This window comes from Yoonia maritima (assembly GCF_002933395.1).
GTDB classification, from domain to species: Bacteria; Pseudomonadota; Alphaproteobacteria; order Rhodobacterales; family Rhodobacteraceae; genus Yoonia; species Yoonia maritima_A.
Genome location: NZ_PKFN01000015.1, coordinates 13,565 through 36,490 on the forward strand (window position 1 = coordinate 13,565; position 22,926 = coordinate 36,490).

A 22,926-nucleotide genomic window follows, 5' to 3' on the forward strand; every position below is an offset into this window, starting at 1 on the left:
AATGGCCTATCCCCTCCAGAGATAGGAAGTACTAGGTCTTGGATGTTCCCGAGATTAGTCGCCGTTAATTGTAACTTCGGACCAAACTTGATGCGATGAGGCCCCACCCATCGGCAACGACGAAAAAAGCGAGCTTGAACGGCAGCGAAACAATTGCCGGGGGGACCATCATCATACCCATCGACATAAGGACCGCAGCGACAACTAAGTCAATGATTAGAAAGGGTAAAAAAATCAGGAAACCCACCTGGAACGCGCGCGCAATTTCACTTAGCAAAAACGAAGGTACTAATACAGACAAGGGTGCATCGGAAATTAATGTTTGGGTTCCGACGTCGGGCCGTAAGTCCGCCAGCGAAGCGAAAGTGTCAGGTTCGACGCGTGCGACCATAAATACCTGTAATGGTTGCATTGCATTTTGAAGTGCTTCGTCTAATTTTATCGTCCCACTCATTAATGGTTCAATCCCAGTACTCCAAGATTCTAAAAATACAGGTTCCATAACAAAATATGTGAGAAATAGAGCCAGACTCACAATAAGCATATTGGGTGGCGATTGCTGAAGCCCGATTGCCTGCCGCAAGATAGCGAATACTGTCACAATGAAGGGAAAACAGGTCACCATTATTGCGATACCCGGCACAAGGCTAAGAACCGTCATCAGGATAATGAGTTGAACGGAACGGGTTGCGAGCGACCCATCATCGCCTAAGGAAATCGATATCTCCTGCGCAAGCGCAGGAGATGTAATAAACACGAAAATAATCGCTAAATAAAAAACGTTTTTCCGCATTTAGTTAAGCTCGTCCGGCTCGGATATCACCTCTGTTAACCGTACAGCGAGCTGGCCGGGCTCTCCGTTTTCTAGCTCTTGCAGTTCGCCTCTCGCGATGAGACGATCACCGATGAAAAGTTCGACGGGGTCTTCGATACGTTTGTCTAGCGGGATTACCGCATTCTCACCCAAAGCAAGCAAATCGCGCACGAGTGGGCGTGCTTTCCCTACCGAAACGAGTATTTCGATTGGGATGCGACGAAGTGGGTTTCCGTCTGTTGTTGAACGGAGTTCTGGTTCATCCATGCCGGTCGATCCTATTATCTGAATGTGTAAGGGCGCTAAGAGTGTCGTTGATCTGTGCAATGAGGCTATCGGCATCAAGAAATGTCTCTTTCCCGGTGCAGTCGATCCAAGCTGAATTTACGGATAGCGTGCGATCGTCACTAATGTGGATTGTCAACTTCTGATCTTCGCAAAGTTGCTCTATCGCCCGTCGTTGTATGGGGTGCACAAAAAGAGTGGGGCCGCCTGACGTGCTGGTTTCGACAGCCAATTTCACCGCATCGATTAGTGCCGGTCCAAAACTTGCTGCTACCATGGCCGGCAATAATTGGCTTGAGATTGCGGATAGGAGTGGCCCGAAAGACTGTAGTAGCTGTGCGCGCGCTTCCTCAAACCCGAATTCTATATCGGCGATCGCGTGGACAAGTTGTTCTTTCAGCGCGGTTTCGTCGTCGCGCGCGCGTTCAGTTGCTACGTCGAAGCCCTGCTCGAAGCCGCTTTGGAAATCTGGATTGGGACGTTTAGGATCTGTTTCACTATCGTCGAACGATTCAAGAGAGAGCACATGTGTCATTATGTACTCGCCTTCGGGGCTGGCTCTTCGATCCATTCTTGCAAAATTTGAATGGTTTCAGTTTCTCGGTCAGAAACCATCTGGCGAAGCCGTTTGACAGGGTCTGCGGATGCGTCTTCGATGACTTCGGCATTGTTGCTCGCCGGTTCCGAGGTAATCGCCGCAGTCATCACCGAAAGATTGTTGTTTTCATCTACGTCATCGGGCGCAGGTAGAAGTGGAACAGGTGCTAGGATCGGTCTTACGACGAAAAGCCCTAAAATGAGAGCGACAACAGCAAGAACCCCAATTTGAATGAGTTGCATCGTATCTAACGGGACGCCTGAAGCAGGTGCGCTGACCGTCGTCCCAAGCGAAGCGATCGGCTCAAACGGCATAGATTTTAGCGTGATAATATCGCCGCGCGTTTCATCGATTCCGACTGCTGACGCAACAAGCTCTTTAAGTGATGCGAGCTCTGCTTCGGTTCGCGGCGCGAGGGATGCTTCGCCAGACTCCGATACCGTTGTCTGTTCGTTCACCAAGACGGCGACTGTCAGTCGCTTAATCGCACCTGGCGCGCGTAGAAGTTGCCGCTCAGTTTCCGAAATTTCATAATTTGTTAGCACTCTACTTTCGCTATTTTCGTTACTTGACGCACCTCCCGTGCCGTTCGCGTCGCCGTCAGGTAGATTGGAGGCAACAGTCACATCGCCGCTGCGACTGTCATTCGATACACCAGAGCTTTCGGTGACATCCGTGCTAATTGCGATGCGACTTTCTGGATCTAGCCGCCGTTCAGTAATGGATTCCGTTTCGGTCACGGTATCCATTGTCACTTCAACAACGGCGTTCCCTGGGCCGACACGTGCTGCAAGCAGCCGCTCAGCTTGTTGACGCAAAGCAGCTGCGCGGTCGTCACTACTTGCGACAATAGCATTTCCATCAGGATCGGACAGAAGTCCACCATCATCATCGATGACCGCGACCGATTCGGGTGCCAATGTTGGTACCGCGGCGGCAACGAGGTATTGCAAGGCCTTGATATGCTGACCCGATAGCGTTCCGCCAATGGTTGTTACCGTTACTGCGGCCGTCGACGTTTGGTCCCGTTGAAACGACCGTGAAGATGGTGTCGACAAATGGACCCGTGCCGACCTTATGTGAGGGCTCGCTAATATTGTGCGTGCGAGTTCGCCTTCCTTTGCGCGCCAGTATGCAGCGTCGAACATTTGCGATGTGGTACTAAATCCGGAAAGCGAATCAAGTATTTCATAGCCTTGATTGCCACTTGCGGGTAAGCCGTCGCTCGCTAACCCCATCCGCAGCGTATCACGGATCACTGTTGGCACATATATCGCGTTTCCACGGACTTCATACGCGACACCGCGTTGGTCAAGTGCGGTCAAAATTTCGCCCGCAGCGCGCCCTTCAACAGCACCAAATAAAAGTGACATGTCCTCGGTGCTGGCCCCCTTGGCGAGGGTTAGAATTGCGGCGAATACTGCGGCGGTAGCCGTAAAAACGTACATTCTGCGACGCGCATCAAGCGTAGACCAAACGGTGCTAAGGCTTTTCAATGTTGTTCTCCATTTCGATGGCATTCTGCCTAAGTTCTTTGTTTGGACTAGGAGCCTTAACAATCGGTTAGGGCTTCTTGGTTTATGAAAAGTTTTATCAAGAGACAAAAAGGGCTGTGTCATGTCGGATGAAACGGATGCTCCTAAGAAGGGAACAAAGGCACCTTTGGTGATTGGACTGGTGCTTGCGCTGATCGGCGGGGGGGGCGGTTTCTTTGCTGTGCAAAAGGGGGCAACTGACCATGCCAAAAGCGCAGCGCCAGTAAGCGAGGAAATTCACGACACTGATCAGGTGGCGGTTGCATTCGTTGCGCTTGATCCATTGATCATTTCGCTGCCAGGGGCACAGGGGCGCGAACATCTGCGTTTCACCGCGCAGCTAGAGGTCACCCCTGGGCACGCGGCCGACGTTGAGGCGATCAAGCCAAGGATTATCGATGTGTTGAACGGGTATTTGCGTGCGGTTGAGATTGCGCATCTCGAAGACCCTTCTGCGCTGGTCCGGTTACGTGCGCAAATGTTGCGCCGGGTGCAGGTCGTTGCTGGTGAAGGTCGAATTCGAGATCTTTTGATTATGGAATTCGTATTAAGTTGAGAGGCAGAAAATGACGATGATTGCAGATATATTCATGATTGCGGGGAGCCTGGCAGCAGGGTTTTACTGCTTTGTGCTGTCCCGCCGTTTGCGAAGATTTACCGATCTAGAAAAGGGCGTGGGCGGTGCAGTGGCCGCGTTGTCCTTGCGGGTGGATGATCTTACAAAGACGCTTACGCGCGCGCAAACCACAGCCAAGTCTTCGGTTGAAACGCTAGATTCGGTGAGCACACGTGCTGAGGCCGCAGGTCAAAAGTTAGAGTTACTTGTCGCCTCTTTGCATGACTTGCCCAAACCTGAACCCGAGGTCACGCAAGAAAACAGTAGCGCGTTGTTTGTGCGTCGCTCTCAGTCACTCGGAATAAATTGATGAGCACGCGATTGAAACGCCGATCAACGGGCTGGACGTCGAATGCCATTATTGGGCTTCTGCTTACATCAGCCATTGTTCGGATCGGAACTGCTGCTGGCCCTGCGATGGCTGATAATACAGTTGCATCTGTTGATGAACAGGCCCCCGTTGCGACAAATGCCGCTGATACGGGCACCCTCTTGGCGGCGCTACAAGCACGCGAAATACGATTGGATGAACGTGATTCGCAAATAACGGAGCGTATGCAAGCGCTTCATGCTGCAGAAGCTGAGATTGAGGAAAAGCTGCAGGCTTTGGTCGTCGCAGAGGAAAGGTTGAGCGCGACTCTCGCGCTTGCTGATGGTGCGTCGGAAACGGACTTGATGCGGTTAACAACAGTGTATGAAAACATGAAACCCAAAGAAGCGGCGGCGCTATTCAGTGAAATGGCACCGCAATTCGCAGCAGGTTTCCTAGGAATGATGCGACCTGATGTTGCGGCCTTGATTATGACTGAACTTGAACCTGAAATTGCTTATTCTTTCAGTGTTGTACTTGCGGGTCGGAATGCAAACGTACCAACCGATTAGTGCTGACTGATCGTTAATACCTCTGCTGTAAAACAGATTCGAAACCAATGACGGTTCATAATAGCAAAGGGACAAACCCAAATGGTTGGCTTGATCGGTGTAGTCTTAGTTTTTGTAACGGTTTTTGGCGGCTATCTGCTTGCGGGTGGTAAAATGGCGATCATCTTAAAAACGCTCCCATTTGAGATGATCATGATTTGCGGCGCCGCAATCGGGGCTTTTACAATCAGCAATGATGGCGCAGCGATTAAGCATACGCTCAAAGACATTGGTAAAGTTTTTAAGGGGCCAAAATGGCGTTCTCAGGATTATAGCGATGTTTTATGCCTGTTGTTTGAGCTTATTCGGCTGGCTCGCGGCAACCCAATGGCCCTAGAAGGCCATATCGAAACCCCGGAAGAATCCCCGATTTTTGGTAAATACCCAAGGATTTTGGAAGATGGTGAATCTATCGCGCTTATTTGCGACACGCTGCGCTCGGCCTCGATGAATTATGACGACCCACATCAGGTCGAGGAAGTTCTAGAAAAAAGAATTGAAGCGACCCTGCATCATAAAATGCATTCAACACATGCATTGCAAACGGTCGCCGATGGCTTACCAGCCTTGGGTATCGTTGCTGCCGTGCTTGGCGTGATCAAAACAATGGGTTCAATTGACCAGCCGCCAGAAGTGTTAGGAAAACTGATCGGGGGTGCATTGGTCGGCACATTCCTTGGGGTGTTTTTAGCCTACGGTTTAGTTGCGCCGTTTTCCACCAAGGTAAAGGCGGTCATTGAAGAGGATGCCCATTTTCATCAGCTGATTAGAGAGGTGTTGGTCGCGAATTTACATGCGCACGCGCCAAATATTTGCATTGAGGTAGGGCGGCAAAATATGCCGGGGGGGCTGCGCCCCAGTTTTTCTGAGATGGAAGTCGCACTGAAGGCTGCCAAGCAGAGCGCAGCCTGATGCATAAATTATTCCTAATGATATGTTTGATTTTGCCATTACGTACGGCTGCCGAACCAGTCAGCGTACAAACCGGCGAGCACCCAAACTTTACGCGTATGGTGTTTAGTATTGCCGAGGGTGTTGATTGGAAACTAGGAAGAATAGATGATGGATACGCGCTATTGTTGCCGTCTAGCGACGGTTTCGATTTGCGACGTTTTTATGACCTTATTCCACGTGATCGCATTTCAGAGGTCAATCAGTTGGCAGAAGATACCGTACGGATCGCCGTCGCGTGCGATTGCAGGGCAGAGGCATTTCTTTTCCAGCCACAAATTCTGGTTGTCGACATTATTGACGGCTTGCCGAAATTCGGATCGCCTTATGAAGAGCCATTTTTTGATGACTTCGAGGCAACTAATTTACCGGTTCCGAACGAATTACCTGAATGGAGTTTACCGCTCATCATTCAGGCGGAACAAGGAACCGTAAAGACGAAACCTATCGTGGCGCCAGTGTTCGATTCAGTCCCAACAGGTGGGCTTGATGCTGATCTATCTTTGTTAGAACAAACCGTTGTTCATGGTCTGGCTGATGGGTTGACGCGTGGCGTTTTAGACAGAGGTCAGACCGTTTCCACCGGGACGATGCGAGAAGCAGTCAGCGCGACCGACCTGTGGGCTAGCAACGAACATCTTCCCGGGTTGATCACGCATAACAACCTCGACGTGATGGCCGTTAGTGTCGACCAAAGAGCCGGGCAAACGCAATCAGGAGGCGCTTGTCCCGAAGAAGAGTATTTTAATGTTCACCTTTGGGCGGATGAGCGACCATTTAGCACCCAAATAGGCGAGGCGCGTTCCGGCGTTACTCAAGAATTTGATCAAACAGACGAGCATAACGTTCTACGGCTTGCGCAAATTTATGTTTATTTTGGATTTGGCGCGGAAGCGATTCAAGCTTTGGAAACCGATGGTGTTCACTCCAAACAGCGCTCCTACCTCAGCCAGTTGGCTCATATCGTTGATGGCGATAGTCGCAGTCATGAACTAGGCACACAACAAGTTAGCTGCCATTCGGCTGTTGCGCTATGGGCATTGCTTTCGGTCAGTGACGGCCCGCTTGACGCAGAGGTTGATCGATCGGCAGTCCTTACTGCCTTTAAAGCCTTGCCGCCAGAGTTGCGATCTCACCTGAGTGCGGAACTCGTGACCCGGTTTCTGGATATCGGCGATCATGATGCTGCCATGCAGGTGCTGTCCAGCGCGCCGGTCGACCGGGATAAATCAGCTGAAGATTTGATAGCTGATATTTTACTATCGGGCGTTATTGGTGATCACGATGCTGCCGCGGAAACTATCCTAGAACTAGTCCAGCCAAACTCACGTATTACGCCTAACGCGATGACCGAGATTTTGAATGGCTCTAGCGAAAAGGATATTCCAGTTGCGCGTCAGGACTTTGTCTTGGCGGATGCTGTGCGTTTCGAAGCGCGAGATTCGCCGGAAGCGGCAGAGTTAGCTCGGGCGCAGTTCGATGCTTACCTCGCCCAAAACCTCTTTGACGACGCATTGGCGCTGTTATCTAGTGAAACCGTCCATGTTGATCTACGTACGAATACCCGATCGTATGATGCTTTGGCGGCCCGCGCGGCTAGCGAGATGTCTGACGCTGACTTCGTTGAATTTGCATTCGACCAACCTCCGGACCATTTTTCGCCTGAAGTGCAACGCGAAATCGGTGTGAGACTAGCTGATTTAGGTTTTATTGATCGAGCTACATTATTTGGGTTTTCCGAGACCCGTATTGAAATGTCTCCGATAGAGTATCCTTTAACACCTGACGAGACCAATATGGGGTGGGGAGGATCGCAGAACGGGCAAGCGGAGGTTGATCTGAATGATGCTAAGCGCTCCACTCCGCTGGAGGGCGCCGTATCTCAAACCACTAATTCTGATGGAGTGTTTTCAGATTATGCTATCCAATCCCCGCTGGCTGATAGCCGCGCATTATTGGGCCAATCGTCAGAGATACGGGAAGCGATAACGGCCTATTTAGAGGATTTAAAAAAGCCAGATCAGCCATAATTCCGTGTATATGGTTACGATTTATAAACCAGTTTTAGACAATGATCATCTAATTGATGGATCGGTGCCTAAGATGAATATGCAATCAAATCCCCCTGAACGGCTCATGGTCAAAAATCTCATAGGAAGCATTCGTTGTGTAACTGGTGCACACGATCTTTGGTCGGTAAGCAGATGAGTTCTTTTCGGCTAAATGAAATCTTTCAACCGACAATTTTGTTGGCGCTGGCTTTGATGGCTGTGATTGTAATGATGATTTTACCAGTGCCGGCTTGGGTGCTCGATATTGGCTTAGCCGCTTCATTTGCGCTCGCGATTTTGATGTTTACGGTGACGCTCTTCATTGAACGACCTCTTGATTTTTCGGCTTTTCCAACAGTGTTGTTGGCATCCTTAATGCTGCGGTTGTCGCTGAACGTTTCCTCGACCAAATTAATTATAGGACAAGGACATACGGGCACCGACGCTGCGGGCGGTGTAATCGAAGGGTTCGCAACGTTCGTGATGGGCGGTAACGTACTACTAGGATTGGTCGTTTTCTGTGTGCTGTTAATTGTTAACTTTGTGGTCATTAACAAAGGTGCCACGCGTATGGCCGAAGTAGGCGCGCGTTTTGCATTAGATGCTATGCCCGGCAAGCAATTGGCAATCGATAGCGATATGTCGGCAGGTGTGATCGATCATCAGGAAGCCAAGACACGGCGCGAACGCGAACAAGCCGAAACAACGTTTTTTGGCTCGCTCGACGGTGCATCCAAATTTGTCAAAGGTGATGCCGTTGCGGGGTTACTGATCACGGGCCTTAATCTCGTGATGGGCTTGATCATCGGTATTGCGGTGAACGATATGCCAGTATCTCAGGCATTTGAAACATATGCGATTTTGACGGTTGGTGACGGGCTAGTTTCGCAAATCCCGGCGGTTGTGATTTCAATCGCTTCGGCGCTGCTTCTCGCGAGGGGGGGCGCGACTGGCCCGACCGATTTGGCGTTGGCGTCGCAATTAGGGCGTCATCCCTCAGCTTTGGTTACGGTTGCAATTCTAATGGCACTTTTTGCATTGGTACCGGGCATGCCGTTTATCCCGTTTATGTTGGGTGCCGCGACGCTTGGCTTTTGCGCACTTTCGATAAAATATAAGAAACAAGATCCAGAGCCAAGCGCGAACGATTTATCTGAGCTCACTGAAAATAAATCACTGCAAAAATCGATGGGTGACGTTCTTGATTTGGACGACATTCACGTAGAGTTCGCGCCGGATCTTGTCGATATGGTGCTGGATCCTGGTACGGGGCTCGATGCGCGGATCGCTAACATGCGTAGTCATGTTGCTACAGGATTCGGTGTTCTACTTCCCGAAATTCGATTAACTGACAATGCGTCTCTGACGCCTGGAACTTACGTCATTCATGTTCAAGGCGTCGAGCAGGTGCGCGACAACTTAAAGCCAGATCAAATATTGGCGCTCATTAGCGAAGCGGATGTAACCGAAATACAGGGTGATGTCGTGGCGGAGCCTGTATATGGGGCGCCGGCAAAATGGATTACTGCGCAGAAACAGGAAGACGCGGCGCTGGCAGGGCTTACCACGGTTCAGCCAGCAGAGGTTCTCGCTACTCATCTGTTAGAGGTCGTCAAACGTAACTTCTCACGTTTATTAACCTTTAAGGCTTTGCGGCGTAGGTTGGACGAAATGGCAAACCTTAGTGATGCGGCGCGTGCGGATGCAAACAGAAAAATGTTGGAAGAGTTGATACCCGACAAGGTTCCGTTCGACTTACTTCTTTCAGTGTTGCGTTTGCTATTGGACGAACGTGTCTCGATCAGGAACCTACCGTTAATAATCGAGGCGGTCGCTGAGGGGCGGCAAATGCACCCGTCAGTCGACGGAATTACGGAACACGTGAGGCAGCGGTTGGGCTTTCAATTGGTTGCCGAAATGCGTCGATCTGATGGAACGATACCTCTCGTTCAGTTGGCGCCAGAATGGGAAGATACGTTTACAACATATGAAATTCGGTCAGACCGCGGGTCAGGTGATGTTGCTTTGCCTCCCGAAAACTTTAACCGACTCGCCGATGGTATAGCTGAAAAGTTGGCTCAGGCAGCATCTACCGGTGCACATGCTGCAGTGGTGACTTCGATGCGAAGGCGACGGTTTTTACGAACGGTGATGGCTGCCAAGGGGATCATGAACCCTGTTCTGTCGTTCGAAGAAATTGGCGTTGATGCGCGACCAGCGTTGGTGGGGCTCGTCGCAATATGATTGCGGAACTATCGCAAATGGTAACGCTTTGGCAGAATAGTATTTGGACTGCATTTGTCGTATTTGTGCGGATCAGCGCGATGATGGCGGTCATGCCAGCTTTTGGTGACCAACCAGTTCCTGTTCGGGTGCGGGTGGCTCTGTCCTTCGGGTTTACTTGCATTGTTGCACCTTCTGTTTTTTTGTCGGTACCCCCAATAACGAATGGGGTGATAACAGCGCTTGCTACGGCGGCGCCAGAGGTACTAAGTGGCCTGTTTTTCGGACTATTTTTGCGATTTTTTATTATGGCTCTTCAAATTTCTGGGGCTATCGCGGCCCAGTCGACATCGCTATCTCAGATTTTTGGTGGATCCGCGGGGGCCGATGCACAGCCTGCGATTGGTCATCTTTTGGTCGTAAGTGGTACGGCTCTCGCCGTGATTTCTGGCCTGCATGTCCAGTTGGCCGGCTACATGATTCAGACCTATGAATTAGTTCCGATTGGGACAATGTTGCGCGCGGATACGGTCGTAAATCTAGGTTTGGACGAGGTTCGCCGCATTTTTGAGCTCGGGTTTTCGTTGGCAGCGCCATTCCTGTTGGCTTCACTCGTATATAACGTCGTGCTTGGTGTTATTAACCGCGCAATGCCGCAGTTGATGGTATCATTTGTGGGTGCGCCTGCGATCACAGCGGGCGGATTACTGCTTTTGCTGTTATCTGCGCCGATTATGTTGGCGCTTTGGCATGACGCGTTCAGTGAATTTATGGCATTCCCATTTAGGTCGCCGCCATGAGTCAAGACGCAAGCTCAAAGCAGTTTGAGGCCAGTCAAAAGAAGCTTGATGATGCCCGCGAAAAAGGAGAGTTTGCACGATCTGCGGATCTAACGACTGCTGCCGTATATGCGGGCTTTTTGCTCACTGGGATTACGCTTGGCCCCCAAGCGCTTATGGACTTAGGCTCAACATTAAGTGCGATGATGTCGCAATCTGATAAGCTAAGTTCACTGCTCTTTGGTGGTTCCGCACAGCCAATTTTGGGCGGGGTTATACGCGCGTCTGTGTTCAATATCGGGGTATGGTTTGTTATCCCAGCGTTATGTGCCGTGCTGTCTCTTCTTGCTCAGCGTGCATTTGTCATAGCACCCAACAAAATTGCACCAAAACTTAGCCGGATATCTCTGATTTCTGGTGTGTCGAACAAATTCGGTCGTCAGGCACTTTTTGAGTTCGTCAAGAGTTTCTCTAAGTTGCTGATATACGCGATGATCTTAGGGGTATTTCTGCGGTCACAAACGGATCAGATATTAGGAAGCATGTACTTACCGCCGGCGCTTATCGTTGTAGTACTTGGAACAATGCTAGTGAAACTCTTGGCCATTGTTGCAACCGTTGCAATCGCGATGGGCGGTGTGGACTATTTATGGCAACGCGCTGAACACCTACGGAAAAACCGGATGAGCCGGCAGGACATGATTGACGAGACGAAGCAGTCTGAGGGCGATCAAATGATGAAACAGCAACGCCGCATGAAGGGGCAGGCGATTGCTATGAACAAGATGCTTGCGGATGTGCCGACTGCTGACGTCATTATCGTGAACCCGACCCATTACGCCGTGGCACTAAAATGGGACCGCACATCTGTGGGAGCCCCCGTTTGTGTGGCTAAGGGAGTAGATAAAAGTGCGGCCAAGATCCGCGAAATTGCTTTTGAACATGGGGTGCCTGTGCACTCTGATCCGCCGACGGCACGCGCACTCCATGCTAGCGTTGAGATTGGGGATACGGTTGCATCCGAGCATTATCGGGCTGTCGCCGCTGCGATTAGGTTCGCTGATACCATGCGTAAAAAGGCACGAAACTGATGGCTGATGTTCCACAGGCACAAAGATTGTCCCAGTTGACGGGGTTGATACTACGCTCAGCGCAGTCAGAGATGGCAGAACTGTCTCGGCGAGAGGCTGACCTGCGCCGAAATCTTGCGCAGTTGGTGCAGCCAAAGCATGCTCGGGGCGGGCCCCAGTCATCAATCATGGACGCAGCGATATTGGCAGGTGCAGACGTACGTTGGCTACATTGGGTCGATCAACGGCGATCAACGATCAATACCGAACTCGCGCAGGTTTTGGCGCAGCAAGAAGCCTGTCGCGCCAAACTAAAAATTGCGTTTGGACGTGATCAGGCCGTTCATGAGATAGTAAAGCGGATGCAAGCGGACAGCCGAATTTTGCAGCGACGCAGGGCATATTATGTGTCCTGACGTACTATGTCTGTGATCAGAACATCTGTCACGTTTTGTCCCGCAACACGTTGCGCCGCATTGAGTAGCGCGCTCCGCAGCGCGTGCATATTCGTTCCTGAGGTAAAATTACCAGAAAAACCGCCAATGTTGGCATGATCAAACATAACCTGCAAAAATGCATCGCGTAATTTAGGCTCTGTTGTGTGGACCGCCGATGTATTGTTCCTCGTTACCTCAAGGCTAATCGCCATCACGACGAGCGCCGAAACTGCACCGTCTTCTACAACAGGGATGACGAACTGGTTGTTCAACTTCGCGTACTCGCGTTCCAGGGTTATTTCCGCGACGACAGCATCCGAATGATCCTCTGCAACTACTTCACCACAAGGGTTACCATCAGTTAAAAGTTCCTCTTGGTGTGCGGGCATCAGCATTATCCCTGCGCCAACGCCCCCCCCCGTACCGATGAGCAAAAGCAACAACGGCAATAATATCTTTTTCATGTTATGTCCTTTGGTTTCTGATCAAAACGGCAGCGTGCTTTCAAGCACCTGATGCCCGTAACGTGGTTGCTGCATATCAGTGATCTGACCGCGTCCGCCGTATGAAATCCGCGCTGACGCGATTTTGTCGTAGGTGATCTCATTTTGCCGGGTGATGTCCTCGGGGCGCACGTATCCCGTGACAATCAGTTCACGCAATTCGTAGTTAACACGCACCTCTTGCTGTCCTGTAATCGCAAGGACACCATTGGGCAGGACGTCCGTAATGGTTACAGCCACCCTGAGCGTTAGTTTCTCATTGCGCCGCACAGATCCATCGCCGGAGGAGCTGCTATCGGAATTTAGATCAACAAGCGCGGCCGAAGAAGCCCCTTCAGGCAGGCGCGGATCGATACGTTGAGGGATGCCCATGAGTTGCGGCATCGCTGCTTGCTGGGATGCAGATCGCGACCGGGCAGTAGAATTCGAAATTTCGGCGCTGTCGTCGATTTCGATAACGACTGTCATGATGTCTCCGCGCTGCATGGCGCGTCGGTCTCCCAATAGTGACCCACGTTCTCCAGTCCAAAGCGATGCTTGCGACGTCGGGCCTAGCATTGTGGTTATCACAGCGTCTGGAAGGCTCGGATTGAACATTGCTTCACGCTCTACGGTGCGTTCTTGCGGGGTAAATTTTGGAGGGCGGCCAATGGGGGTTGTAGTGCAACCAGAAAGCGTGGCGATAATCAAAAGCATTTTACGCATTATTTGTCCTTAATGTGCGACGTAACCAGCGCCATCCGCACCAATTTGGGCAGTAACAGTGCTACGCGAACTGATGTTCATGACCCTGATCACATCGCCGGGCCCGGCCCTGCCAAGAGCACGCCCTTCGGTGCTAATCATCAGGCCATGACGATTGTAATGCAGTGGGATAATTTGGTTGCGTTCAACAACAGCCGGAAATCCGACATCGCCCGGGCGGATAGGACGCCCTGCGTACAGCGCAACGCGGGCTTCCATGCCGATAATTTGGGCGGGGTCGCTGATACCGCCAGGGATGCTCCGCCCGTTTACCATCACATCTTCGGGCATAATTGTTGAATGTGCGGGAATGGTCCGCGCCGCCAGCACGGTGTCCGCGCTAATCGGCGTCGCAAAAATACCAATTAAGGCAAAGACGCGGATCATCGTACCTGAACCATCGAACTAAGCATTTGATCGGCTGCGGTGATAACCTTTGAATTTAGTTCGTACCCGCGCTGGGCGGCGATAAGATCGGACACTTCGCGTACCGGATCGACTGAACTGGCTTCTAAATATCCTTGGCGCAGCACGCCCAATCCATCTTCGCCGGGGGTGGCAACGAGTGACGGACCCGATGCAGGTGTTTCGACGAACAGGTTTGATCCAACCGCCTCCAAGCCTTTGGGATTGGTAAAACCGGCCATTGTAAACTGGCCAAGCAACTGCGGTTCTACTTGGTCAGAAAAATAACCATACACTTCGCCTTCGGCGTTGATCGACAGCGATTGCGTATCACGCGGGATCGTGATGTCCGGAACGACGGGGTACCCATCTGAGGTGACAATTTGGCCGTCCCCCGTTAACTTTAGTCCGCCATCGCGCGTGTAGGCGGAAACGCCGGATGGCAACGTTACCTCTAGGTATCCGTCACCTTCAATCGCGAGATCCAAATCACCACCAGTCGCGGCAAGCGACCCCTGTGACAGCATGACCGATACCGCAGTCGTACGTACCCCAAGACCCAGTTGAACGCCGGTTGGCAACGAAGTCCCATCAGATGCGTTAATTGTGCCCGGGCGGGCAACCTGTTGATAATGCAGGTCTGCGAATTCAGCGCGACGCGCATTGTAACCTGTCGTGCTCATGTTCGCGAGGTTGTTGGAAATAACTTCGACGCGGGTTTGTTGTGCCGACATGCCGGCGGCGGCGATTTCTAATGCACGCATGGTAATTCTCCTGTGTTATCGGATCGACTGAATGACGCCGCGGATGCGTTCGTGTTCTTTATCCAAAAAACCCTGACCCATTTCATAAGCGCGCTGGACTTCAATCATGCGACTGACTTGTAAAATCGGATTTACGTTGGATTCCTCAAGATACCCTTGCAGCATTCGACCATCTGGAACTGGTTCAAATCCGCCCGCAGCGTCAAATAGAACACCACTTTCGCGGGTCATTTGATTTGGGTCGGTGGGCGCAAATATCCCGACCTGTCCGATCGGTTGGCCACCTGCGCTTATCGTACCGTCTGCGCCGATCCCAACATGACCAACACCCTGGGGAACAAACATGGGTGCGCCGCCTGCATCCAGAACAGGATAGCCATCGGGCGTCACAAGGTCCCCGTTCTCATTGGGGCCAAAAGCTCCCGCACGGGTAAGCCGCTGGCCGTTCGGTGTTTCGACAAGAAAGAAACCATCGCCCTCAATTGCTAGATCAAAGGTACCGCCGGTTTGTGTCAGGCTACCTTGGGTCATGACAGTGTCGCGCACGTTTGCAGTCGCCATCGAAAGCGATGCAGTGTCGGGGCCAAGCGCCTTAACATGTTCAGAAAACATCACCTCTTCGGCGCGAAATCCAGTGGTTGAGGCGTTCGCGATGTTGTTCGCAAGCACTTGCATTTCGTTCATCAATCCCGACTGGCGGGTTAGGGTGGTATACGAAGCATTATCCATGTCTAACCTCCGGCAATGATGGGGATAAGCGTGCCTTGAAATAGGCTCACGAGCGTTTCAGTCATGTAGTTCATGGTTATCCAGAAGGTCCCGACAATGGCTGCCAGTTTGGGCACAAACGTCAGGGTCATTTCCTGAATTGATGTCAGCGCCTGAAATAGGCCCACGACCAAACCGGTGATCAAGGCGACCGTTAGGATTGGGATTGATATAATAAACGCTGTCCAAAGCCCCTGCCGCAGCGTGTCATAGAACAACGCTTCGGTCATTAAATTGGCATCCGCAGAATTTCTTGATAGGCTTCGACGACGCGATCGCGGACTGTCACGGCGGTTTGCACAGCCAATTCTGTTTGGGCCAATGCCTCTACAAGGGCGTGCGGGTCCGCGCCTGTCGTCATTGCTTGCATCGCCGTGTTTTCACTGGCCTGCATTGTCGACATGAAATCCTTCGCCGCACCAAGGATCGCGTTACCGCTCGATCCGGCATCTGGGGCTGTGGCTGTTTTGCTGGCAGCATAGTTTTGTGCAACGAGTGAACTGATGTTCATCAGGGTTCTCCTTATTTGCGTAATAAATCCATGAGCGCAGATGACATCTGGCGCACTTGATCAAACATTTTGAGGTTGGCTTCGTAACTGCGCTGGGCCTCGCGGGCGTCGGCAATTTCAACAAGTAAATTTACATTCGACCCATCGTAATGCCCGGTCGCATCTGCCAACGGGTTGGATGGGTCATAAATACGCGGAAGTGGGGTTTGATCTAGCTTGACCCTGCCTGTTTCCACCGCACCCGTACTGCGCCCGGCATCGACGACTTCGCTAAATGAAATCGTTTTGCGGTGGTATCCGGGGGTGTCGGTATTGGCGATGTTTTCGGACACATGCCGTAGTCGATTGGCTTGCGCTTTCATTCCACTGGTTGCAACTGACATTGCTTCGCTGAAATCGGTCATGATGCTTCCCTACATTTTGCCAAGGCTGGTACGTAGTACGGTCATTGCATGTCGGTATACGGCCAAGGCCTTGTCATGATCCTGACGAACCTCGACCGACTTCATAAGTTCGTCTTCAATCGCAACTGTGTTGCCGTTCGGGGATGGTTCACCTGTCGTCGTCGTGGTCGCCGTGGAAAATTCCGTTGTACGAGTGGTCATATGTCCGGGGCGTGTCGCGCGCTGTTCTGTCGCTGTACTGCGCATAGCATCGGTGAATGGAGCAACATCCTGAGTTTGGTAGCCGGGTGTGTCTGCGTTGGCGATGTTGCGCGCGATCATCGTTTGTCGGGCCCCGGCATGGCGGGCCATCGCACTGGCGGTTTGGAACATATCCAAAGAATTACTCATCGGGGGTTCTCCCTCGTTTGGTTTCAACAAAGCATTAAGGCTGATTCCTTAAGAAGAGGTTTGTGGGATCACGACAGGAACAACAGATGACGCAAAATATCCTTGAACAAGCGGCAGCAGCGGTCGAAAATTTACGTGGTGTTCATAAAGTCGGGCGCGTGTTGGGGGTGCACGGGGGCACCGTCCAAGTGGGTGGTGCGAATGATTCTATAAAAGTTGGTGATCGCGCGCGTGTGTTTTGCGATGAACGACAAATCAGCGGTGAAATTGTTCGCCTAGATCGGAACGGTGCGCATGTGTTGCTTGACGGTCCGTCGGACGGTATCCGTTTGTCAGACCGGGTTGTGTTCGATCAGTCCCCCGTTTTTGCGCCCGATAACAGTTGGATAGGTCGTGTAATAGACCCTGATGGCGTACCGATTGATGGGCGTCCGCTCTTGCCGGGTGTTACACCGCGCCAGCTTCGCATGGATCCACCAGCGCCACATCAACGTCGCCCGATGGGTGCGCGGATCGAAACAGGACTAGCTGTTTTTAACACGCTTTTGCCAATTGTTCAGGGACAAAGGGTTGGCTTATTCGCGGGTTCTGGCGTGGGAAAGTCAACATTGTTGGCAGATTTAGCGCGGGGGGTGACCGCAGATGTGATTGTCATCGCGCTCGTCGGCGAGCGCGGTCGCGAAGTTCGACATTTCGTCGAAGACGTTTTGGGGCAGGAGGGTATGAAGCGCGCGATTGTTGTGGCTGCGACGTCAGAACGCGCACCTCAGGTGCGACGCAGATGTGCATGGGCCGCAACTGCAATAGCAGAGCATTTCAGGGACAATGGCAGGCAGGTTCTATTGCTTGTCGATTCTGTTACTCGATTCTGCGAGGCCCACCGAGAGGTGGCTGTTGCAGGTGGAGAAGCCGCGAATTTGCGCGGATACCCGGCATCAACAGGTCCTGCGATTGCAGCGCTTTGTGAACGGGCTGGTCCAGGTGCAGGTGACAGCGGCGACATCACAGCAGTGTTTTCGGTTTTGGTTGCGGGTTCAGATATGGATGAACCGGTCGCCGATATGTTGCGCGGGGTGTTGGATGGTCACATCGTGTTAGAACGCGAGATCGCAGAGAGAGGCAGGTTTCCAGCGGTCAACGTTCTGAAATCGGTTTCTCGTTCACTGCCCGACGCTGCAACTGACCAAGAAAACAGCCTTATTGCGCAGGCCCGAACCCATATGGGTACCTTTCAAAAGGCGGAGCTCATGATACAAGCGGGTCTATATACTGGAGGTTCTGACCCGGCGATTGACGCAGCTATCGCATGCTCACCAGCGCTCGAAAGCTTTTTGACGATGAAGGATACTCGCGGAACTTTGGCTCATTTTGCAAAGCTACGCCAAGCAGTAACTGGAAAATCCAGTCGCTAGGGCAATCGCAGTTTCCCTGTAACCTTTTAATCAATGACCTTTAAAAGATAGAAGGTACGGATTGTAATAAAGTAAGTGCTGTGGAACCACCTGTTGAAGTCGCAAATTTTGCGGCTTCAGATCGTATAAGAAACATCCGGACTAGCGTTTCCTGCTGTTCTGGATCAGAAAAGTCGGCAAGACTATCCGTGCCGAAGACAGCCTGAGACCGTTCTTGGAAAATTTCAAGCTGCTGATCAAGGTCAATGCTAGATGTACTAGATGGCAAGCCAAGCGCGGTTTGAAATACATTTCGCATGGGGGCATTTCCCATGACCGAATACCACTGCCCAGCCTGAGAACTATTTCTGCTTAAGATGTCTGCGATTCCAGTTTCCACGCTCATGGCAAGCCGCAGATCGTTATCTTGTTCTCCAACAGCCTGTTCAAATTGTCGTACTTCGTACCTGCCTATGATATCGTCCGCAAATCCTGCAGTTTGCGTCGAAGGTGCCGTTTGGTCCCCAAAACCAAATGCTGCGCTGAAGTCAGCATAGCGATTATCGGCCATACGGTTTGCAAGAGCATCATCCGCCGAAGTTCCGTCTTCTAGAATTTTCCGAATAAAGAATTGACTGTTGATATCATCATCAAGGCCGAACGCACCGAGAGCAACCGACAACAACCGTCGGTCACTGACAAGGTCTGCCGCAGTTTGGACATTGCCGATGTTTTCGCGGAAATACTCGGTATCTCTCACGATGGGCTGACTGTTTGTGAACGCTTCTTGTTGGCTATCAAGCGTGCGTTCAAGAAAGCGCCATCCACCGTAGCCCGAAAGCGGTACAACAGGTTGAAAAGTCACGCTTGATGTCCAGCAAGGAGACGCGCTTCACGCGGTAGTAGGTTACGTAAAGCCTTGAGAGAGCGGTAAAAGTCGCATTTTTCAGCTGCATTAGTGGCCGCTGTTAGATGTTGGCGGCTATCATCGTCGCGTAATGCTTGGCTTAGCTGTTCGATGCCGCGCATAATCTGGAATTGCGCATCCCTTTCTTCCACATCGCCCGACAATACAAGTTGAGCGATATAGCATACGCGACGCACAGGCGTCGTGACCTCGTCTGGTCGAATGGCATCACGCAATCGTAAAATATTGGCGTTTGGAGTAATGATGGAGAGACGGCTTCTCCGGTCACCATTTTCAATGACCGCACCGTTTACTAACACACGTTCCTTAGGGTTTAACTTTAAAACCAGCCCTGACATTATGATACCCCTCGCCCGTTGAGACCGCGTAGAACAGCTGTATTGATTTCAACGAGCGCTGAAACGTCAGTTTCGCGACGCAATACGCGCCGGCTATGATGTTCTGTGAACTCAGCCAAATAAAATAACTGCGCGCGCAGGCTTTTGGGTAATGCGTTGTCGCTGCCAGCAACATCGCTAGCAAGGGTCGTCCACATACGTCGATTATCGTGTACAGCAACTGCCAACGCGGCAAAATTGCCTGCGCTTTGTGACATGGTATCGCGTAGGCGAGCAGTGATTTGGCTGACGAGTTGAGCTTCGACTGATCGTTCTGTTCTGATTGCGAGTTGTGTTGGGGCATATGCCTGCCGAGCTTGTTCTATGACGTTCACGTGGGGTCCTTCCGGCACGAATTCGAACGATACGGGGGTTTTCCGCGACGAATCTTGTTGTGGTGCCGATGTTGCGGCACCACTTATTCAATTTAACGGAACAGCGACAGAATAGTCTGAGGCGCTTGGTTCGCGATCGATAGCGATTGTACACCAAGTTGTTGCTGTACTTGCAGCGCCTGCAGCCTTGCAGATGTTTCTTCCATATCAGCATCCACCATGGTGCCGATGCCAGACTTCAGAGAATCTGATAGTTTGCTCACAAATTCGTTTTGACTGTCGATCCGTTTCGCCGACGCGCCAAGCTGTGCAGCACCATCAATCGCAGTTGTCAAAAAGGTTTCAAGTTCGCCCAGTGCAGTTGCAGCAGTTGCAGTGTCTGTAATCGCAGTTAGGTTTGCAACCAAATCGACATCGGCTTCGAAGTCCACGCTATCAACGGTAATCAACGTCGGTGTCGGTGCGCCGCTTCCGACACGATCAAGCGACGACAGCACGTTCAAGCCAGTGCCACCATTACCGTCCACATCTGTGGCAAGCAGGTTCGCCCCATTGAATTGCGATGCGCTGATAACTGAAGCGACTTGGGCCGCTTTTTCATCCATATCAGCTTGGATCTTGGCGAAATCAACGTTTTCAGACTGTGCAGAGACAGCGAGCTGTTTCATCTCGGTCAGTGTTTCGACAATCTGCTCGGCCCCAGCCGAAGCGACAGCGACTGTTGATTCGCCAAGTGCCAGGCTATCAGAAATTGCCTTGAACCCAGCGACATCCGATTCCATGACCTTGGAAATCGCCCAAATCGCTGAGTTGTCTTTGGCAGAGCTGACTTCTTTACCCGTAGAAATCATCGACTGTGTTTCGGACAGGTCGCCGTTGATTGATTTCAGTGTCTGAAGCGCAACCATTGCGCTGTTGTTGGTCAGAATGCTGGACATGTTTCGTGATCCTATAATGAAGGGGGCGCTTTGCGCCGGTTTGTTTCAGGAAACCGTGGGTGTTCCACGGAATGAAACGTCATTCTGACGAAGATCAGTGCCTGCGTTAGCTAAGCACCTTAGCCGTTTTGGCTGTGTCACCAGTTTGTGCGGATATGACTAAACAATGCGTTAAAGCTGAAAAGCGAAACGCCGCAAATTTTACCCAAATTATGCCTTCTTTTCGAATTCGGATTTTGGATTCGCCATTTTGGCGATGGCACCTGACTTATCGTATACGTTTAGGCCCGCGCGCACATTTTGCAGCGCCTCAATCCTTGCGCGCGCAGCGCCAATCCCTGCTATTGCAGCCGAAAACAGTGTCTGATTCTCGGCTACTGCCAACTGAACGGCACGCAATTCCTTTGCATCCGGCGTGCACTCAGCGAGCTCTTTGAACAGTTCAGATTTCGCCTTTTCCAAACTGCCAAGTACATCAAAGTTGGCCCGCCGCAGCGCAGATTTCTCGGCTTTGAGTATCTGTATTAGACGTTTTATCACTGGATTACGCATTTGATTGTACCTTCATTGCTTCAAAAAGTGATTGAGCAAGGCCAATGCCGCCGGCCTTTACCATTTCGTTGGCCTGCGCTTCGCGTAGGAATGACGAAAAATGCTCTTCTCCCGCGCCGCCGCCAAAGGCTTCGCGAGGGGCGCCAAGCCCAGCGGATTTTAACATCTCCGATAGGAATGACGCCTCGAGCTTTTGCGCTGCCTCGCGCAGCTTTGCATCATTTTGGATATAGTCTGGTAGCTGCGGGTTTGACCGCGGGGCAGGTAGGGCTGGAATGGCTGTCATCGGCTTCTCCGGGTTTGATCCTTTTCCACTTTGCCAGCGAGCCGTAAACAATCAGTAAGTATTGTCAGGCAAAAGGGAGCTGTTCACAGATTCTATTGGAGAGTTGATGATACCTTTGTTGCCATCTGACGTGTCTACCAAGGCTACGGAACCGGTTTTGGTTGGCGAAATGCCCTGCGCAACGGATAACGCGTTCGCTTTTGCCGATATTCTAGATGAATTGTCAGAGCCGGACGTCGATGCCGAAGAAACGCCTGTGTTCGCTATGCTAGGCGATCTTATTCTTGACGGCGCGACAGGTGAGCAGAAGGTTCAGCAAAGCGACTTTGACGGCCTCAAAATTGACGATGCGCCGGTAAAATTACCGATACCTGACGATGTAGCCGTAAAGCATGACGCGGTTAGTGTCGTGGCTGTCGATGCGCAAAAACATAGCCCCAATGATATTGGTGTTACGAAGCAAATTGTTATGCCAAAAATGACCGCCGCGCAGTCCATTGTCGAAGGTTGCATTCCACTGCCCGCGCCAGATGATGGCGTGCTTGGTCCGCGGTCAATTGCTATACTAAAATCGAGTATTGAACCTGAAAAACAGGCACAGATACCGGCAATCCCAAAACCTGTGGCGCACCCCATTCGCGCAGAGCGTTTTGTTGAGGCGGTCGATAGTGTCGCCCGGGTGGCCGAAAAAACGGTGACTTCTGAACCTGCGATGAAGATCGATTCCGCGCCAAGGCCTGATACAATTCTTAAGCCATTTGGGTATGAGCCAAAGCCTTCTTTTGATACTGCGCCAGCAACACCAAAAATGATGCCTTCCATAGTGTCAGAGCCGCCCACACTGGAGGCCAGTAGGCAGGTTATCGATGCTGAAAATGGGGCCTTTTGGATACCTGATAAAGGTGTCTCTCAACACATACAGCCAACCAGTTCGGCGGTGTCCATCCCAAACGCTGATACCGTTCGGCAGGTTGCGAACCAGCTTTCTGTAGCGGTGACAGAGCATGCCGGAAAACCCACAGAAATTGCCTTGAACCCAGAAGAGCTCGGGCGCGTAAGGTTGAGCATGTCAGTGGTCGAAAATGCCATCACGCTAAGCATCTCGGCTGAACGGCAAGAAACAACTGACCTGATGCGTCGGCACATTGAAACACTTGCTCAAGAATTCCGCGACCTTGGGTATAGTGATGTTTCCTTTGCCTTCGGGCAGGATAATAGGCCGGAACAATCGGCGAACACTGATGCGGGGGTCGAGGTTGATGAAAACACCGAAACGGCCCAAGTCGCAGACCCGCATACAACGCAAATGATAGTGACCAGCGGTTTAGATATAAGGCTTTAGGAAATCGA

General features: G+C 51.5%; 30 protein-coding genes. 11 read left to right on the forward strand and 19 right to left on the reverse strand.

Translation table 11 applies throughout. The features are described from left to right. Window positions 1-64: 64 nt before the first annotated feature. Genes fliP through fliF form a run of 4 tightly spaced genes read right to left on the reverse strand, consistent with a single transcriptional unit; the run spans window position 65 to window position 3,145 of the window. A complete protein-coding gene (gene fliP, locus CYQ09_RS17685) occupies window positions 65-793 on the reverse strand; it encodes a flagellar type III secretion system pore protein FliP (RefSeq protein WP_106746721.1) in 729 nt (242 codons plus the stop codon). Next, window positions 794-1,081 (reverse strand): FliM/FliN family flagellar motor switch protein, encoded by a 288-nt coding sequence (locus CYQ09_RS17690; RefSeq protein WP_106746722.1) that lies wholly within the window; start codon window positions 1,079-1,081, stop codon window positions 794-796. Further along, complete coding sequence (locus CYQ09_RS17695) at window positions 1,074-1,634, reverse strand: hypothetical protein (RefSeq protein WP_106746723.1); 561 nt, start codon at window positions 1,632-1,634, stop codon at window positions 1,074-1,076. The genes CYQ09_RS17690 and CYQ09_RS17695 overlap by 8 nt, the downstream gene beginning before the upstream one ends. Next, window positions 1,634-3,145, reverse strand: coding sequence for a flagellar basal-body MS-ring/collar protein FliF (fliF, locus tag CYQ09_RS17700; protein WP_430383365.1), 1,512 nt, complete (start codon window positions 3,143-3,145; stop codon window positions 1,634-1,636). The genes CYQ09_RS17695 and fliF overlap by 1 nt, the downstream gene beginning before the upstream one ends. A gap of 169 nt (window positions 3,146-3,314) precedes the next feature. Here fliF and CYQ09_RS17705 point away from each other — a divergent pair, with 169 nt between their 5' ends. The 9 genes from CYQ09_RS17705 (at window position 3,315) to CYQ09_RS17745 (ending at window position 12,259) form a co-directional block, all read left to right on the forward strand. Further along, a complete protein-coding gene (locus tag CYQ09_RS17705) occupies window positions 3,315-3,788 on the forward strand; it encodes a flagellar basal body-associated FliL family protein (protein ID WP_106746725.1) in 474 nt (157 codons plus the stop codon). A gap of 10 nt (window positions 3,789-3,798) precedes the next feature. Then, entirely contained in the window at window positions 3,799-4,158 is a 360-nt protein-coding gene (locus CYQ09_RS17710; RefSeq protein ID WP_106746726.1) for a hypothetical protein, read from the forward strand. Beyond that, the gene (locus CYQ09_RS17715) at window positions 4,158-4,730 is read left to right on the forward strand and encodes a MotE family protein (RefSeq protein WP_106746727.1); all 573 of its coding nucleotides are present in this window, start codon (window positions 4,158-4,160) and stop codon (window positions 4,728-4,730) included. The genes CYQ09_RS17710 and CYQ09_RS17715 overlap by 1 nt, the downstream gene beginning before the upstream one ends. Before the next feature lie 81 nt (window positions 4,731-4,811). After that, window positions 4,812-5,681 carry a flagellar motor stator protein MotA gene (gene motA, locus CYQ09_RS17720; RefSeq protein ID WP_106746728.1) on the forward strand — a complete coding sequence of 290 codons (870 nt, stop codon included), beginning with the start codon at window positions 4,812-4,814 and terminating at the stop codon, window positions 5,679-5,681. Beyond that, window positions 5,681-7,750 carry a hypothetical protein gene (locus tag CYQ09_RS17725; RefSeq protein WP_162617717.1) on the forward strand — a complete coding sequence of 690 codons (2,070 nt, stop codon included), beginning with the start codon at window positions 5,681-5,683 and terminating at the stop codon, window positions 7,748-7,750. The genes motA and CYQ09_RS17725 overlap by 1 nt, the downstream gene beginning before the upstream one ends. A gap of 174 nt (window positions 7,751-7,924) precedes the next feature. Beyond that, the gene (gene flhA / locus CYQ09_RS17730; protein ID WP_106746730.1) at window positions 7,925-10,015 is read left to right on the forward strand and encodes a flagellar biosynthesis protein FlhA; all 2,091 of its coding nucleotides are present in this window, start codon (window positions 7,925-7,927) and stop codon (window positions 10,013-10,015) included. Between the two features lie 17 nt (window positions 10,016-10,032). After that, window positions 10,033-10,794 (forward strand): flagellar biosynthetic protein FliR, encoded by a 762-nt coding sequence (locus tag CYQ09_RS17735; RefSeq protein WP_343229869.1) that lies wholly within the window; start codon window positions 10,033-10,035, stop codon window positions 10,792-10,794. Then, complete coding sequence (locus tag CYQ09_RS17740; protein ID WP_106746732.1) at window positions 10,791-11,864, forward strand: EscU/YscU/HrcU family type III secretion system export apparatus switch protein; 1,074 nt, start codon at window positions 10,791-10,793, stop codon at window positions 11,862-11,864. Before CYQ09_RS17735 ends, CYQ09_RS17740 begins: the two co-directional genes overlap by 4 nt. Continuing rightward, the gene (locus CYQ09_RS17745; protein WP_106746733.1) at window positions 11,864-12,259 is read left to right on the forward strand and encodes a hypothetical protein; all 396 of its coding nucleotides are present in this window, start codon (window positions 11,864-11,866) and stop codon (window positions 12,257-12,259) included. Before CYQ09_RS17740 ends, CYQ09_RS17745 begins: the two co-directional genes overlap by 1 nt. Here the strand turns inward: CYQ09_RS17745 and CYQ09_RS17750 are convergent. Genes CYQ09_RS17750 through CYQ09_RS17790 form a run of 9 tightly spaced genes read right to left on the reverse strand, consistent with a single transcriptional unit; the run spans window position 12,247 to window position 16,769 of the window. Beyond that, window positions 12,247-12,744: a flagellar basal body-associated FliL family protein gene (locus tag CYQ09_RS17750; RefSeq protein WP_106746734.1), complete on the reverse strand. Its 498-nt coding sequence runs from the start codon at window positions 12,742-12,744 to the stop codon at window positions 12,247-12,249. The genes CYQ09_RS17745 and CYQ09_RS17750 overlap by 13 nt on opposite strands. A gap of 21 nt (window positions 12,745-12,765) precedes the next feature. After that, complete coding sequence (gene flgH / locus CYQ09_RS17755) at window positions 12,766-13,488, reverse strand: flagellar basal body L-ring protein FlgH (protein ID WP_106746735.1); 723 nt, start codon at window positions 13,486-13,488, stop codon at window positions 12,766-12,768. Between the two features lie 9 nt (window positions 13,489-13,497). Beyond that, window positions 13,498-13,914, reverse strand: coding sequence for a flagellar basal body P-ring formation chaperone FlgA (gene flgA, locus CYQ09_RS17760; RefSeq protein WP_162617718.1), 417 nt, complete (start codon window positions 13,912-13,914; stop codon window positions 13,498-13,500). Beyond that, a complete protein-coding gene (flgG, locus tag CYQ09_RS17765; protein ID WP_106746736.1) occupies window positions 13,911-14,696 on the reverse strand; it encodes a flagellar basal-body rod protein FlgG in 786 nt (261 codons plus the stop codon). Before flgG ends, flgA begins: the two co-directional genes overlap by 4 nt. 15 nt (window positions 14,697-14,711) lie before the next feature. Then, window positions 14,712-15,425, reverse strand: a complete 714-nt coding sequence (locus tag CYQ09_RS17770; RefSeq protein WP_106746737.1) for a flagellar hook-basal body complex protein — start codon at window positions 15,423-15,425, stop codon at window positions 14,712-14,714. Window positions 15,426-15,427: 2 nt separating this feature from the next. Then, window positions 15,428-15,694: a flagellar biosynthetic protein FliQ gene (locus tag CYQ09_RS17775; RefSeq protein WP_106746738.1), complete on the reverse strand. Its 267-nt coding sequence runs from the start codon at window positions 15,692-15,694 to the stop codon at window positions 15,428-15,430. After that, window positions 15,694-15,975 (reverse strand): flagellar hook-basal body complex protein FliE, encoded by a 282-nt coding sequence (gene fliE, locus CYQ09_RS17780; protein ID WP_106746739.1) that lies wholly within the window; start codon window positions 15,973-15,975, stop codon window positions 15,694-15,696. Before fliE ends, CYQ09_RS17775 begins: the two co-directional genes overlap by 1 nt. 11 nt (window positions 15,976-15,986) lie before the next feature. Beyond that, window positions 15,987-16,379, reverse strand: a complete 393-nt coding sequence (gene flgC / locus CYQ09_RS17785) for a flagellar basal body rod protein FlgC (protein ID WP_106746740.1) — start codon at window positions 16,377-16,379, stop codon at window positions 15,987-15,989. A 9-nt stretch (window positions 16,380-16,388) separates the two neighbouring features. Next, window positions 16,389-16,769, reverse strand: a complete 381-nt coding sequence (locus tag CYQ09_RS17790; RefSeq protein WP_106746741.1) for a FlgB family protein — start codon at window positions 16,767-16,769, stop codon at window positions 16,389-16,391. An 86-nt stretch (window positions 16,770-16,855) separates the two neighbouring features. On the opposite strand from CYQ09_RS17790, the gene CYQ09_RS17795 reads away from it, so the two are divergent. Continuing rightward, on the forward strand, window positions 16,856-18,181 hold the full coding sequence (locus tag CYQ09_RS17795; protein WP_106746742.1) for a FliI/YscN family ATPase: 1,326 nt from the start codon (window positions 16,856-16,858) through the stop codon (window positions 18,179-18,181). Between the two features lie 40 nt (window positions 18,182-18,221). On the opposite strand, the gene CYQ09_RS17800 is transcribed toward CYQ09_RS17795, so the two are convergent. The 6 genes from CYQ09_RS17800 to CYQ09_RS17825 all read right to left on the reverse strand — a co-directional run bounded on the left by CYQ09_RS17800 (window position 18,222) and on the right by CYQ09_RS17825 (window position 21,576). Further along, entirely contained in the window at window positions 18,222-19,025 is an 804-nt protein-coding gene (locus CYQ09_RS17800) for a DUF1217 domain-containing protein (protein WP_106746743.1), read from the reverse strand. Further along, window positions 19,022-19,426 carry a flagellar biosynthesis repressor FlbT gene (gene flbT / locus CYQ09_RS17805; RefSeq protein WP_106746744.1) on the reverse strand — a complete coding sequence of 135 codons (405 nt, stop codon included), beginning with the start codon at window positions 19,424-19,426 and terminating at the stop codon, window positions 19,022-19,024. The genes CYQ09_RS17800 and flbT overlap by 4 nt, the downstream gene beginning before the upstream one ends. Continuing rightward, complete coding sequence (gene flaF, locus CYQ09_RS17810; RefSeq protein ID WP_106746745.1) at window positions 19,426-19,800, reverse strand: flagellar biosynthesis regulator FlaF; 375 nt, start codon at window positions 19,798-19,800, stop codon at window positions 19,426-19,428. Before flaF ends, flbT begins: the two co-directional genes overlap by 1 nt. Before the next feature lie 92 nt (window positions 19,801-19,892). Continuing rightward, complete coding sequence (locus CYQ09_RS17815) at window positions 19,893-20,738, reverse strand: flagellin (RefSeq protein WP_106357111.1); 846 nt, start codon at window positions 20,736-20,738, stop codon at window positions 19,893-19,895. Between the two features lie 210 nt (window positions 20,739-20,948). After that, complete coding sequence (locus CYQ09_RS17820; RefSeq protein ID WP_106746746.1) at window positions 20,949-21,290, reverse strand: hypothetical protein; 342 nt, start codon at window positions 21,288-21,290, stop codon at window positions 20,949-20,951. Next, the gene (locus CYQ09_RS17825; protein WP_106746747.1) at window positions 21,283-21,576 is read right to left on the reverse strand and encodes a rod-binding protein; all 294 of its coding nucleotides are present in this window, start codon (window positions 21,574-21,576) and stop codon (window positions 21,283-21,285) included. Before CYQ09_RS17825 ends, CYQ09_RS17820 begins: the two co-directional genes overlap by 8 nt. 106 nt (window positions 21,577-21,682) lie before the next feature. Between CYQ09_RS17825 and CYQ09_RS17830 the strand changes: the two genes are divergently transcribed. Then, a complete protein-coding gene (locus CYQ09_RS17830; protein WP_106746748.1) occupies window positions 21,683-22,918 on the forward strand; it encodes a flagellar hook-length control protein FliK in 1,236 nt (411 codons plus the stop codon). Window positions 22,919-22,926 lie beyond the last annotated feature (8 nt).